Genomic DNA, 13,689 nt, shown 5'->3' on the forward strand with positions numbered 1-13,689 from the left:
ACTGATCCACCCCGAAGGGCTTCACCGTTCGACTTGCATGTGTTAAGCACGCCGCCAGCGTTCGTCCTGAGCCAGGATCAAACTCTCCGTGAATGTATACTCGGCCCCGACAATTAAGCAGGGCCGGTCCACACCCGCGTTGAGCGGCACGGCAACCACCGGAATAGGGCGGTCCCGCGCACTGCGTCCTCGCTAGTGTTATTTCAAAAGGAATCTCCAACCCCGATCAAGTGACCGAGGCCGGGGATGTCAACATATCTGGCGTTGACTTTTGGCACGCTGTTGAGTTCTCAAGGAACGGACACTTCCTTCGAGCCGCCTTCCAGCGGGCCCTCCGGGCGCTTCGTTCTTTCGTGTTTCCAGCTTACCAGATGTTTGCCGTGCCGTTTCCGGCGCTTTTCGCATCTGAAATCTGCTGTTAACCGCCGACTTGCGGCGACTCGACCAACCATAGCGGGTCGTCCGCCGGAGCGCGAATCGGGGCGCGCCGGGTGTCACCCGGTCGGAGGCATGATTTGTTGCTCTCGCGAGCATATACAGCAATGGTCCCGATTCGCCAAGATGCCTGTAGAGTGCGGCGCATCGACCAAGAGGACTAGACCACTAGCAGGTCGGTGTGCTGCCGGCCGGCAGAGCGGGCGGGGCGTGAGTCTCCGCCCGGGAATGTCAGCGGATGTCCGAAGTTGACATGATTTAGGCTTCAGTTGATCGTCGCGCCGCTGCCCGCGGCCCTTCGCTGTACTGCGCACTTGGGAGGCACAAACCATGACCACTGTGACGTCGCCGCTGACCGGCCGGGTCGTCGGGCTCGCCAACGTCCCCGACCCGGTGTTCTCCGGTGCGATGGTCGGTCCCGGTACCGCGGTGGACCCGGTGCGCGAGCCGACCGAGGCGGTCGCTCCGGTGGATGGTGTCGTCGTCTCCATGCACCCGCACGCGTTCGTCGTCGTGGACGCGGACGGGCACGGTGTGCTGACGCACCTCGGGATCGACACCGTGCAGCTGAACGGCGAGGGCTTCGAACTGCTCGTCAACAAGGGCGACACGGTGACCCGCGGTCAGGCCGTCATCAAGTGGAACCCGGCCGACGTCGAGGCCGCGGGCAAGTCGCCGATCTCGCCGATCGTGGCGCTGGAGGCCGCCCCCGACTCGCTGGGCAACGTGCGCGAGGACGGCGAGACCCAGGCCGGCGACGAGCTGTTCAGCTGGAGCTGACCTCTCCTCTCTATCTTTCCCCACACCCGCCCCGGACGAGATGACGGGGCGGCCCCCACACAGCGGTTCCCGGCGGGGCCGCTCATCTCAGCGGAGACAGGTGACATGACGAAGACGCTGCGCGGCGTGGGTGTGAGCCACGGGGTCGCGATCGGCCAGGTGCGGCACATGGGGACGGCGGTGCTGGAGCCGCAGACCACGCAGATCCCGACCGAGGACGCCCCCCGTGAGCAGGCCCGCGCCCAGGCGGCCGTCGAGGCGGTGGCCGCGGACCTGAACGCCCGCGGCAACCTGGCCGGCGGCGAGGCCCAGGCGGTGCTGGAGGCCCAGGCGCTGATGGCGCAGGACCCGGAGCTGATGGCGGACGTGGCGCGGCGGATCGCCGTTGGCAGCAGCGCCGAGCGCGGCGTCTACGACGCCTTCGCCGCCTACCGTGCGCTGCTCGCGTCGGCCGGGGAGTACCTGGCCGGGCGCGTCGCCGACCTGGACGACGTGCGCAACCGCATCGTCGCCCGGCTGATGGGCGTGCCGATGCCGGGCGTGCCGGACAGCGACGAGCCGTACGTGCTGTTCGCGCGGGACCTGGCTCCGGCCGACACCGCGCTGCTGGACCCGACCCTGGTGCTCGGCTTCGTGACCGAGGAGGGCGGGCCGACCAGCCACAGCGCCATCCTCGCGCGGGCGATGGGCGTGCCGGCCGTGGTCGCGCTGCCGGGGGCGACCGACGTCGCCGAGGGCACCGTGGTGGCCGTGGACGGCAGTTCGGGCGACGTGCTGCTGGAGCCGGCGCAGGAGAAGCAGGACGAGCTGCGGGCCGCCGCCGCCGAGCGCAAGGCCGCACTGGCCGCGTCCACCGGTCCGGGCCGGACCTCGGACGGGCACCGGGTGCCGCTGCTGGCCAACGTCGGCGGTCCGGCGGACGTGCCGGCCGCGCTGGAGAACGGCGCCGAGGGCGTCGGTCTGTTCCGCACCGAGTTCCTGTTCCTCGACGACTCGGCGCAGGCCCCGAGCGAGGAGAAGCAGGTCGAGGCGTACCGCAAGGTGCTGGAGGCGTTCCCGGAGGGCCGGGTCGTCGTCCGGGCGCTGGACGCGGGCGCGGACAAGCCGCTGGACTTCCTCACCCCGGCCGACGAGCCGAACCCGGCGCTCGGCGTGCGCGGTCTGCGCACCCTGCTGGAGCACCCCGAGGTCATGCGGACGCAGCTGCGCGCGCTGGCCAAGGCCGCCGACGGGCTGCCGGTCCACCTTGAGGTCATGGCCCCGATGGTGGCCGACCGCAAGGACGCCAAGGACTTCGCCGACGCCTGCCGCGAGGCCGGTCTGAACGCCAAGTTCGGCGCGATGGTGGAGATCCCGTCGGCCGCTCTGCGGGCGCGGGCGATCCTCCAGGAGGTCGAGTTCCTGTCGCTCGGCACCAACGACCTCGCGCAGTACACCTTCGCCGCCGACCGTCAGGTGGGCGCGCTGGCCCGGCTGCAGGACCCGTGGCAGCCGGCGCTGCTCGACCTGATCGCCTCGGCCGCCGACGCGGCGCAGGCGGAGGGCAAGAGCTGCGGCGTGTGCGGCGAGGCCGCCGCCGACCCGCTGCTGGCCGTCGTGCTGACCGGCCTGGGCGTCACCAGCCTGTCCATGGGCGCGGCGTCGATCCCGTACGTGCGGTCGACGCTGGCCAAGTACACGCTGGCGCAGTGCCGCCGGGCCGCCGAGGCGGCGCGGGCCACGGACAGCGCCGACGAGGCGCGCGCCGCGGCGCAGCAGGTGCTCTCCGGCGAGTAAGTGGGACGAGCAGTAGGAGAGAAGGGGCGCTCCCGGTCGGGGGCGCCCCTTCGGCGTTCGTCAGGACCGGCGGTCGCGGCGCAGCTGCTCGAAGAAGCGCAGGTGGTCGATGTCGTCGACGGAGCCGGGGTTGACGGCCTGCTCCAGCGGGGTGCCGGAGAGGATGCGCTTCACCGGGACCTCGATGCGCTTGCCGGTGAGGGTGTGCGGCAGGCCCCGGACGGTGATGACCTCGTCGGGGACGTGGCGCGGGGAGAGTTCGGTGCGCAGCGAGGTGCGGATGCGGCCGATGAGGTCGTCGTCGAGTTCGGCGCCGGGGGCGAGGACGACGAACAGCGGCATCCAGTAGCCGCCGTCGGGCTCCTCCAGGCCGATGACGAGGGATTCGGCGATCTCGGGGAGGCGCTCGACGACCTCGTAGATGTCGGAGGAGCCCATCCGGACGCCCTGGCGGTTGAGGGTGGAGTCGGAGCGGCCGTGGATGACGACGGTGCCGCGGGAGGTGACGGTGATCCAGTCGCCGTGGCGCCAGGTGCCGGGGTACACGTCGAAGTAGCTGTCGTGGTACCGGGTGCCCTCGGGGTCGTTCCAGAAGCCGGTGGGCATGGACGGGAGGGGCTTGGTGACGACGAGTTCGCCGACGGCGTCGGTGAGCGGGTGTCCCTGGACGTCCCAGGACTCGACGGCGGCGCCGAGGCAGGGGGCCTGGATCTCGCCGAGGTACACGGGCAGGGTGGGGACGCCGCCGACGAAGCAGGAGCAGACGTCGGTGCCGCCGCTGACGGAGGCGAGCCAGACGTCCTCCTTGACCTCGTCGTAGATCCAGCGGAAGCCGTCGGGCGGGAGCGGGGAGCCGGTGGTGCCGATGCAGCGGACGGCGGAGAGGTCGAGGTCGCGGCCGGGGTGCAGGCCGGCCTTGCGGCTGGCGATGACGTAGGCGGCGGAGGTGCCGAGGACGGTGGCGCCGGTGCGGGCGGCGACCGACCACAGGGCGCCGGTGTCGGGGTGGCCGGGGCTGCCGTCGTAGGTGACGATCGTGGCGCCGACGAGCAGGCCGCCGAGCAGGAAGTTCCACATCATCCAGCCGGTGGAGGTGTACCAGAGGAAGCGGTCCTGCGGGGTGAGGTCGAGGTGGAGGCCGACCTGCTTGAGGTGTTCGAGCAGGATGCCGCCCTGGCTCTGGACGATGGCCTTGGGCAGGCCGGTGGTGCCGGAGGAGTAGAGCACCCAGAGCGGGTGGTCGAAGGGGACCGGCTCGAAGACCGGGGCGGTGTCGTCGGCGATCAGGTCCTCCCACTGGAGGGCGCCCTCGGGGGCGGGGGCGCCGAGCAGGGGGACGTGCACGACGGTGTGCAGGCTGGGGAGTTCCCGGCGCAGCTCCGCGACGACGTCGGTGCGGTCGTGGTCCTTGCCGCCGTAGTGGTAGCCGTCGACGGCGAACAGGACGGTGGGCTCGATCTGCTGGAGGCGGTCGAGGACGCTGCGGGCGCCGAAGTCGGGGGCGCAGCTGGTCCAGATCGCGCCGACGGCGGCGGTGGCGAGGAGGGCGACGGCGGCCTGCGGGACGTTGGGCAGGTAGGCGCTGACGCGGTCGCCGGGGCGGACGCCGCGGGCGCGCAGGGCGGCGGCGAGGGAGCCGACCTGGCGGCGCAGTTCGGACCAGGTGAGGACGGCCGGCTGCTCGGTGGTCTCGTCGAGGTGGAGGATCGCGGGGCGGTCGGCGTTCGCCGGGTCGTCGGCGGCGCGCAGGGCCTGCTCGGCGTAGTTGAGGCGGGCGCCGGGGAACCAGCGGGCGCCGGGCATGGCCGGGTCGGCGAGGACGGTCTCGGGCGCCTCGGTGAAGCGGACGTCGAACCACTGCGTCACCGCGGTCCAGAACCGGCCGAGGTCCTCGGTGGACCAGGCGTGCAGGGCGGCGTAGCGCTCGGCGGCCTGCTGGTCGTCGTCGGCCGGGGCGAGCGGGGCGGCCGGGGCGCCGTGGTGTTCGGCGGCCCAGGCCTGGAACGCCACGAGGCTGGTCGCGGCGGCGCGAGCGGGGTTGGGGCGCCAGAGCGGCTGGTCCTGGAGGGGGGTGCTCACGGTGGTGGTCTCCCGGCCGGTGGTGGGGACGGGAGTGCTCGTGGCGGGCCCGTCCGGTTGGGCTGTCGGTGCAGACCATGCCATGTGAGCGGCCGCTGCGCCAGGGTCTGCCGCGGGAGTGGCGGGCTGGTCAGCGGCGGTCGAGTTCGCCGTTGAACCAGGCGCGGGAGACGTTGGTGTGGAAGTCCCAGACGAGCCGGGTGTCGGGGTGGGCGAGCAGCCAGCCGTCGGTCTCGTCGGTGGGGCGCGAGGGCGGGAGGTCGGCGAGGGGGCGGGCGGGGAGCAGGCCGCAGAGGAAGACGAAGCGGCCGTGGGGGTCGGAGGAGGTGGAGACGAGGGTGACGTCGGCGGCGTCGGCGTGGATGCCGGTCTCCTCGCGCAGTTCGCGCACGCAGGCCTGCTGCCAGGTCTCGCCGAAGTCGATGTAGCCGCCGGGGAAGGCGAGTTCGCCGTACCCGGGCTCGATGGTGCGGCGGATGACGACGAGAGCGGGGTCGGCGTCGGGCCGGGTGACGGGCAGGACGGCGACGGCGACGGGCAGCGGGTTGCGGTAGCTGATCTCGGCGCAGCCGGGGCAGGTGCGGGGCCAGTCGCGGGTGCCGGGCGGGTAGGGCGTTCCGCAGAAGTGGCAGTGGGAGAAGGGGCGGTTGACCGTGCTCGTCACGTCGTCGGTGGTCATGTGCGGATGGTAGTCCGACGCCCGCCGCGGGCGGTCAGCGGATCTCGTCCTCGCGGGCGGGGCGCAGCAGGGCGGGGTGGAGGAGGCGGGCGTCGCCGGCGCGGTAGGTGCGGGCGCGGGGGCCGCCGCGGGCTCCGCCGCGTTCGGTGGTGGTGCCGGTGCTCTCGACGAAGCCGGGGACGGAGAGGACCTTGCGGTGGAAGTTGCCGGGGTGGAGCTTCTCGTCCCAGACGGCCTCGTAGACGGCGCGCAGCTCGGGGATGGTGAAGTCGGGGGGCAGGAAGGCGGTGGCGAGCGGGCTGTACTCGATCTTGGCGCGGGCGCGGTCGAGTCCGTCGGCGAGGATGCGGGCGTGGTCGAAGGCGAGCGCGGTGGGGCCGCTGGGCCCGCCGACGCCACCCCCGTGGGTGTCGGCGGGCTCAGCGGCGGTCTCCGGGGGGCCGGCGGGCCCGTGGGCGAGGCCGGCGACCGGGTACCAGGCGGCGGCAGCGGCGTCGGTGCCGGCCTGGGGGTCGGGGAGGTCGGGGGCGAAGGCGAGGTAGGCGACGGAGACGACGTGCATGCGCGGGTCGCGGTGGGGGGCGCCGTAGGTGCCGAGCTGTTCGAGGTGGATGCGGCTGAGCGCGGACTCCAGGTCGGAGCTGCCCACCAGGCCCGTCTCCTCGGCGAGTTCGCGGGCGGCCGCTTCGTCGAGGCCCTCCTCGCCGGCGCGCAGGAAGCCGCCGGGCAGCGCCCAGGAGCCCTGGTAGGGCGGGGCGGCGCGCTCGACGAGCAGGACGTGGAGGCGGCCTTCGCGCAGGGTGAGGGCGACGACGTCGACCGTGACGGCCACCGGGGTGTAGGCGCGCGGGTCGTAGGCGGCGAGCCATTCGCGCTCGGCCTCCGAGCCGGTGTGGTGCGGGCCGGTGTGGTGCGGGCGGGGCTCGTCGGCGGCCATCGTCGGCGTCTCCGTGCTGTCGTCTCGTGCCGGGTGTGCTGTCGTGCCCCGACCTGGCGCCCGCGCTTCGTACCGCGCCAGGGCGTCTTGGGTGCGGCCGCGCTGGGCCGCACGGTCGTTCTGTCGTTCTGTCGTTCTCGGGATGAGCACAACGTAGCGAGTCCGTTCCGGCCCGGCAAACGGTTTTCCGCGCGGGCGAGGGCGCCCGGCTCCTAGGCTGTGACCAGCCATGACCGTTCCCGAGGAGGCCCCCATGCCCGCCACTCCCCCGTCGGACTTCGCCGCCGCGCTGGCGGCCGGCCCCTTGGTCCTGGACGGCGGGATGTCGAACCAGCTGGTGGCGCAGGGACACGACCTGTCGGACGAGCTGTGGTCGGCTCGGCTGCTGGCGGACGCGCCGGAGGCCGTGGTCGAGGCGCACCGGGCGTACTTCGCGGCCGGTGCGGAGGTCGCCATCACCGCGAGCTACCAGGCGAGTTTCGACGGTTTCGGGCGGCACGGGCTCGGCCGTTCGGAGTCGGCGCGGCTGATGGCGCGCAGCGTGGACCTGGCCCGGGAGGCGGCGCGCAGCGAGCCGGGCGGGCGGCGGCGGCGCTGGGTGGCGGCCTCGGTGGGGCCGTACGGCGCGGTGCTCGCGGACGGTTCGGAGTACCGCGGGCGGTACGGGCTGAGCGTCGCGGAGCTGGTGGCGTTCCACCGGCCGCGGCTGGAGGTGCTCGCGACGGCGGGCCCGGACGTGCTGGCGCTGGAGACGGTGCCGGACGCGGACGAGGCGGAGGCGATGCTGGAGGTCGTCCGGGGGCTCGGGGTGCCGGCCTGGCTGTCGTACAGCATCGCGGGCGACCGGACGCGGGCCGGGCAGCCGCTGGCCGAGGCGTTCGCGCTCGCGCGGGACGTCGACGAGGTGGTGGCGGTGGGCGTGAACTGCTGCACGCCGCAGGACGCCGATCTGGCGGTGGCCCTGGCGGCGGAGGTGACGGGGAAGCCGGTGGTGGTGTACCCGAACAGCGGGGAGCACTGGGACCCTGAGATACGGGGCTGGCGCGGGGAGCCGACGTTCCGCTCGGCGCGCGTGCGCGGCTGGCTCGCGGACGGGGCCCGGCTGGTCGGCGGGTGCTGCCGGGTGGGGCCGGACGGGATCGCGGCGCTGGCCGCGGAGGTGGCCGTCCGGCGGGACTGAGGCCGGGACGGGAACGGACCGGGACGGAACCCGGGGCCGGACCCGGAACGGACCCGGGGCCGCGGAGGTTAACAGGCGGCCGAGCGCGGGTTACCGAGGGGGAAGGTGCACGGAGCACCGAACGCCTGGCAAACTCGTCCCGTTATCACTGCGGTCGACAATGTCGACCGCCTGTCAGCGCGGAGGTACCCATGCCCGGCCCGATCCAGTCGCTTTCCCGGGCCGCCGCGATCATGCGCCTGTTGGCCGGCGGCGAGCGCCGCCTGGGCCTGTCCGAGGTCGCGACGGCGCTCGACCTCGCCAAGGGCACCGCGCACGGCATCCTGCGCACGCTGCAGCAGGAGGGGTTCGTCGAACAGGACCCGGAGAGCGGCAAGTATCAGCTGGGCGCCGAACTGCTGCGCCTCGGCCAGAGCTACCTGGACGTGCACGAGCTGCGCGCGCGGGCGCTGGTGTGGGCCGACGACCTGGCCCGGGCGGCCGGCGAGACCGTCTACCTCGGGGTGCTGCACCAGCAGGGCGTGCTGATCGTGCACCACGTGTTCCGGCCGGACGACACCAGGCAGGTGCTGGAGGTCGGGTCGATGCAGCCGCTGCACAGCACCGCGCTCGGCAAGGTGCTGGTGGCCTACGACCCGGTCGCGCGCGGGGAGTTGGGCGACGGACCGTACGAGTCGTACACGCTGCGGACGCTGACCGAGGCGAGCGATCTGGACGCGGAGTGCGCGCTGATCCGCGAGCGCGGCTGGGCGGACTCGATCGAGGAGACCTGGGAGGGCGTGGCCTCGATCGGCGCGCTGATCCAGGACCGGCGGCGCAATCCGGTGGGCGCGGTGTGCATCAGCGGGCCGGTGGAGCGGGTGTGCGAGGACGGCTTCGTGCGGCCCTCGCTGGTGGCCTCGGTGCGCAGCGCGGCGCGGGCGATCTCGCGCGATCTGGGCGCCGGCCGGTTCTGAGCACGGGAGTCGAATCGTCACGCTGAGGCGCGGACGGGCGGTGAGCCTGTCCGCGCCTTGGCGTTTTGCCCTGATTCGGGGCACTCCGCTGGGTAACTTCGGGGGACGGGCCGAGGCGAGGGTCACAGCTGCGTAACCCCGCCTTGACGCGGGGCCGACCTGGGGAGGAAGCTTCCGCATGACGGTCGACATTGTCGAACGATGGCCGGGAAGATCACTCCCACAGCGCGCTCACCCGCACAGCGATCACCCGGCCGCCCGCCCCCACCCGCACCTCCGGGCCTCATGGACAAGGGAGTCTTTGTGTCCGCGTTCTCCAACGGCGACGTCTTCGTCGGCGAAACCCTCGGCACCGCCGCCCTGATACTTCTCGGTGGCGGCGTCTGCGCCGCCGTGACCCTCAAGAAGTCGAAGGCCCTCAACGCCGGCTGGCTGGCGATCACCTTCGGCTGGGGCTTCGCGGTCCTCATCGCCGCCTACATGACCGGCCCCAAGTCCGGCGCGCACCTCAACCCGGCCGTCACCATCGCGCTCGCGGTCAAGAGCGGCGACTGGAGCCAGGTGCCGCTCTACCTCGGCTCCCAGCTGCTCGGCGCGATGATCGGCGCCACGCTCGTCTGGCTCACCTACCTCGGCCAGTTCCAGGCCAACGAGGAGCCCACCCTCGGCATCTTCTCGACCGGTCCCGAGATCCGGAACCCCGTCCAGAACCTGATGACCGAGATCATCGGCACCTTCGTGCTCTGCATGGCGATCCTCACCCTCGGCGCCAACGACCTCAAGGGCATGGGCACCCTCATCGTCGCCCTGACCGTCGTCGGCATCGGCCTCTCCCTCGGCGGCCCGACCGGCTACGCGATCAACCCCGCCCGCGACCTCGGCCCGCGCATCATGCACTCCATCCTGCCGATCCCGAACAAGGGCGGCTCGGACTGGTCGTACGCCTGGATCCCGGTCGTCGGCCCGCTCGCCGGCGGCGCGCTGGCCGGCGTGCTCTACAACGCCCTGTTCTAAGCGACGGGTTCGAACCCGCCGAGCACGGGGACTGACCGGACGACCGACCGCGTCAGGCCCACCCACCCCGTCACCCCCCGACCCGAGCCGAGGACCCTCCCCATGACCTCCACTGGCAACTACATCGCCGCGATCGACCAGGGCACCACCTCCAGCCGCTGCATCATCTTCGGCGCCGACGGCCGCATCGTCTCCGTCGACCAGCAGGAGCACCGCCAGATCTTCCCCCAGCCCGGCTACGTCGAGCACGACGCCGCCGAGATCTGGACCCGGGTGCAGTCCGTCGTGCGCGGCGCGCTGGAGAAGGCCGGCCTCACCAAGGACGACATCCGCGCGATCGGCATCACCAACCAGCGCGAGACCACCGTCCTGTGGGACAAGAACACCGGCGAGCCCGTGCACAACGCGCTGGTGTGGCAGGACACCCGCACCGAGGCACTCTGCCGCGAGCTCGGCCGCAACGTCGGCCAGGACCGCTTCCGCCGCGAGACCGGCCTCCCGCTGGCCAGCTACTTCGCCGGCCCGAAGATCCGCTGGCTGCTGGACAACGTCGAGGGCCTGCGCGAGCGCGCCGAGGCCGGCGACATCCTGTTCGGGACCATGGACACCTGGGTGATCTGGAACCTCACCGGTGGTGTCGACGGCGGCAAGCACGTCACCGACGTCACCAACGCCAGCCGCACCATGCTGATGAACCTCAAGACCCTCGCCTGGGACGAGGCCATCGCCGAGTCCATGGGCGTGCCGATGGCCGTCCTGCCGGAGATCCGCTCCTCCGCCGAGGTCTACGGCGAGGCCGTCGGCGACCTGGCCGGCGTCCCGGTCGCGGCCGCGCTCGGCGACCAGCAGGCCGCGCTGTTCGGCCAGACCTGCTTCAACGAGGGCGAGGCCAAGTCCACCTACGGCACCGGCACCTTCCTGCTGCTCAACACCGGCGAGAAGATCGTCAACTCGTACCACGGCCTGCTGACCACCGTCGGCTACCGGATCGGCGACCAGGCGCCGGTGTACGCCCTGGAAGGCTCGATCGCCGTCACCGGCTCGCTCGTCCAGTGGCTGCGCGACCAGCTCGGCATCATCTCCACCGCCGCCGAGATCGAGACCCTAGCCAACACGGTCGAGGACAACGGCGGCGCCTACTTCGTCCCGGCCTTCTCCGGCCTGTTCGCCCCGTACTGGCGCTCCGACGCCCGCGGTGTGATCGCCGGCCTGACCCGGTACGTCACCAAGGGCCACCTGGCCCGGGCCGTCCTGGAGGCCACCGCCTGGCAGACCCGCGAGGTCGTCGACGCCATGCAGAAGGACTCCGGGGTCGAGCTCACCGCGCTCAAGGTCGACGGCGGCATGACCAGCAACAACCTGCTCATGCAGAACATCGCCGACGTCCTGGACGCCCCGGTCGAGCGCCCGTACGTGGCCGAGACCACCGCCCTCGGCGCGGCCTACGCGGCCGGACTCGCCGTCGGCTTCTGGAACGACCTCGACACCCTGCGGGCCAACTGGCACCGCGCCGCCGAGTGGACCCCGCGCATGGACGAGGCCACCCGGGAGCGCGAGTACAAGAAGTGGCTCAAGGCCGTGGAGCGCACCATGGGCTGGGTGGAGGAGGAAGAGGACAACTGACAGACCCGCCGGTCGGGGCCCCGTGCCCCGGCCGGCCGCCCGCTGTTCACGGCAACGGGCGCACCCGTGTTTCACCGGCCCGCCGCACCGGGCCGACCGGCCTCTCCAGCAGGGGCCGCACCGCACCCGAGAGGAGTAACGGCGCAGCCCGACCAGCGCGCCGTACACAACCACCATGGCAACCATCCCGACCCTGGGCGCCGAGCGCACCGCCGGCCGCACCGCCTCCCGCGCCGAGACCCGCGAGCTGCTCGGCAAGGCCACCTACGACCTGCTGGTGATCGGGGGCGGCATCCTCGGCACCGCCGTCGCCTGGACCGCGTCCCAGGCCGGCCTGAAGGTCGCCATGGTCGACGCCGGCGACTTCGCCGGCGCCACCTCCAGTGCCTCCTCCAAGCTCGTCCACGGCGGTCTGCGCTACCTGCAGACCGGCGCGGTCAAGCTGGTCGCGGAGAACCACAAGGAGCGCCGCGCGCTCTCCACCGACGTGGCCCCGCACCTCGTCAACCCGCTGACCTTCTTCGTGCCGGTCTACAAGGGCGGCCCGCACGGCGCGGCCAAGCTCGGCGCCGGCGTGTTCCTGTACTCGGCGCTGTCCGCCTTCCGCGACGGCATGGGCCGCGTCTCCACCGCCGCCCACGCCGCCCAGCAGGTGCCGGCGCTGCGCACCGAGGGCCTGCGCTCGGTGGCCGTCTACGGCGACCACCAGATGAACGACTCGCGCGTCGCCGTGATGACCGTCCGCGCCGCGGTGGACGCCGGCGCCGTCGTGCTCAACCACGCCGAGGTCACCGGCCTGCGCTTCACCGCCGGCCGGGTCACCGGCGCCGAGCTGCGCGACCGCCTCGACGGCAGCGAGTTCGGCGTCAACGCCCGCCTGGTGCTCAACGCCACCGGCCCGTGGGTCGACCACCTGCGCACCATGGAGGACGCCGGCGCCGCGCCGTCGATCCGCCTCTCCAAGGGCGCGCACGTCGTCGTCAAGCGCCGCTCGCCGTGGCGCGCCGCGCTGACCATCCCGATCGACAAGTACCGCGTCTCCTTCGCCATCCCGTGGGAGGACCACGTCCTGCTCGGGACCACCGACGAGGAGTACACGGGCGACCCGAAGGACGTCCGCGCCACCCAGGCCGACATCGACCAGATCATGGGCGAGGCCGCGCACGCCATCCGCGACGAGCACCTCGACCGCGACCTGATCACCTACTCCTTCGCGGGCCTGCGCGTCCTGCCCGGCGGCCCCGGCGACACCGCCGCCGCCAAGCGCGAGACCGTCGTCACCGAGGGCCGCGGCGGCATGCTGTCGGTCTCCGGCGGCAAGTGGACCACCTACCGGCACATCGGCCGCGCCGTGCTGGAGAAGCTGGCCCACGTGCCCGGCACCGGCCTCGCCGAGGACATGTCCCCGATCGCCCCGACCGTCCCGCTGCCGGGCGTCGGCGCGCCGAACGCCGTCGCGCACCGCCTGCTGATCGACCGCGAGCCCGGCTCCCGCATGGAGCCGCTGGTGGCCAAGCACCTCGCCAGCCACTACGGCACCCTGTCCTTCGAGATCGCCCGCATGATCGACGAGAACCCGGAGCTCGGCCGGCCGATCCACGAGGACGGCCCGGACGTGTGGGCCCAGGTCGCCTACGCCTCCGAGAACGAGTGGGCGTACACGGCGGACGACGTGCTGCGCCGCCGCACGACCATGACGGTGCGCGGGCTGGACACGCCGGAGATCCGCGACGAGGTCGAGGCCTTCCTGGCGAAGCGCGCGGGCAAGTAACTGCCCGCTGTCGGCTGGCAGTTCACCGCAGTAATGATTCCGTCCGAGGGGCGGGCACCCGGATCACCCGGTGTGTCCGCCCCTCGGGCGTTCGGGTCACGACTGGACGGCAACGGCGGCGCGGACGACTGGCGCGTACTGATGCGCGGCCGACGTGCTGGCGCGGGCGCTGCCCGAACTCGTGCCCCCGGGCGCCACGGCCGGACAGGACGCGACGGTGATGCTCGCCGCGCGGGAGGGACTGCTGGCACGGACGGCGGCGGGCGGCGCCGTCGCGGAGGACCTGCTCGACGCGACGGCGGCGGTGCTGTCGGGGGGTGCTGGGCTGGACAAAGCCCTGGAACGCGCACAGGGGCGGGGGCCGCGGGGGCGGGGTGGGGGGCCGCCCGGGGGCGCGCGGGGGCGCGCGGAGCGGCGGGGGGCTGGGGAGCCAGGATCGCGGCGCCCCACGCCCGAAAA

The 13,689-nt window shown here is 72.9% G+C and carries 10 protein-coding genes and 1 rRNA gene; 7 read left to right on the top strand and 4 right to left on the bottom strand.

Annotation, left to right across the window (positions count from 1 at the left end; translation table 11 throughout):
• Positions 1–93: ribosomal RNA gene (locus tag ACFV4F_RS17980) — 16S ribosomal RNA — on the bottom strand; the annotation flags it as partial.
• Positions 94–765: 672 nt separating this feature from the next.
• Here ACFV4F_RS17980 and ACFV4F_RS17985 point away from each other — a divergent pair.
• The gene (locus tag ACFV4F_RS17985) at positions 766–1,215 is read left to right on the top strand and encodes a PTS glucose transporter subunit IIA (RefSeq protein WP_380445684.1); all 450 of its coding nucleotides are present in this window, start codon (positions 766–768) and stop codon (positions 1,213–1,215) included.
• A gap of 105 nt (positions 1,216–1,320) precedes the next feature.
• Positions 1,321–2,991 carry a phosphoenolpyruvate--protein phosphotransferase gene (gene ptsP, locus ACFV4F_RS17990; protein WP_380503517.1) on the top strand — a complete coding sequence of 557 codons (1,671 nt, stop codon included), beginning with the start codon at positions 1,321–1,323 and terminating at the stop codon, positions 2,989–2,991.
• Positions 2,992–3,051: 60 nt separating this feature from the next.
• Here the strand turns inward: ptsP and ACFV4F_RS17995 are convergent, their stop codons facing one another.
• From ACFV4F_RS17995 to ACFV4F_RS18005, 3 genes are read right to left on the bottom strand one after another with little or no spacing between them, the layout of a single operon-like run.
• Complete coding sequence (locus ACFV4F_RS17995) at positions 3,052–5,154, bottom strand: acetoacetate--CoA ligase (protein WP_380498682.1); 2,103 nt, start codon at positions 5,152–5,154, stop codon at positions 3,052–3,054.
• A gap of 46 nt (positions 5,155–5,200) precedes the next feature.
• Complete coding sequence (locus tag ACFV4F_RS18000) at positions 5,201–5,749, bottom strand: NUDIX domain-containing protein (RefSeq protein ID WP_380445687.1); 549 nt, start codon at positions 5,747–5,749, stop codon at positions 5,201–5,203.
• A gap of 34 nt (positions 5,750–5,783) precedes the next feature.
• On the bottom strand, positions 5,784–6,686 hold the full coding sequence (locus ACFV4F_RS18005) for an NUDIX domain-containing protein (protein WP_380498681.1): 903 nt from the start codon (positions 6,684–6,686) through the stop codon (positions 5,784–5,786).
• 253 nt (positions 6,687–6,939) lie between these two features.
• Between ACFV4F_RS18005 and mmuM the strand changes: the two genes are divergently transcribed.
• From mmuM to ACFV4F_RS18030, 5 genes are all read left to right on the top strand, one after another.
• Positions 6,940–7,866, top strand: coding sequence for a homocysteine S-methyltransferase (gene mmuM / locus ACFV4F_RS18010; protein ID WP_380503521.1), 927 nt, complete (start codon positions 6,940–6,942; stop codon positions 7,864–7,866).
• 191 nt (positions 7,867–8,057) lie between these two features.
• The gene (locus ACFV4F_RS18015) at positions 8,058–8,822 is read left to right on the top strand and encodes an IclR family transcriptional regulator (protein ID WP_380445690.1); all 765 of its coding nucleotides are present in this window, start codon (positions 8,058–8,060) and stop codon (positions 8,820–8,822) included.
• Positions 8,823–9,107: 285 nt separating this feature from the next.
• A complete protein-coding gene (locus ACFV4F_RS18020) occupies positions 9,108–9,836 on the top strand; it encodes an MIP/aquaporin family protein (protein WP_380445691.1) in 729 nt (242 codons plus the stop codon).
• Between the two features lie 102 nt (positions 9,837–9,938).
• Positions 9,939–11,459 carry a glycerol kinase GlpK gene (gene glpK / locus ACFV4F_RS18025; protein WP_380445692.1) on the top strand — a complete coding sequence of 507 codons (1,521 nt, stop codon included), beginning with the start codon at positions 9,939–9,941 and terminating at the stop codon, positions 11,457–11,459.
• Between the two features lie 175 nt (positions 11,460–11,634).
• Positions 11,635–13,230 (top strand): FAD-dependent oxidoreductase, encoded by a 1,596-nt coding sequence (locus ACFV4F_RS18030; RefSeq protein ID WP_380503524.1) that lies wholly within the window; start codon positions 11,635–11,637, stop codon positions 13,228–13,230.
• Positions 13,231–13,689 lie beyond the last annotated feature (459 nt).

This window comes from Kitasatospora sp. NPDC059722, from assembly GCF_042733235.1.
Taxonomy (GTDB): domain Bacteria; phylum Actinomycetota; class Actinomycetes; order Streptomycetales; family Streptomycetaceae; genus Kitasatospora.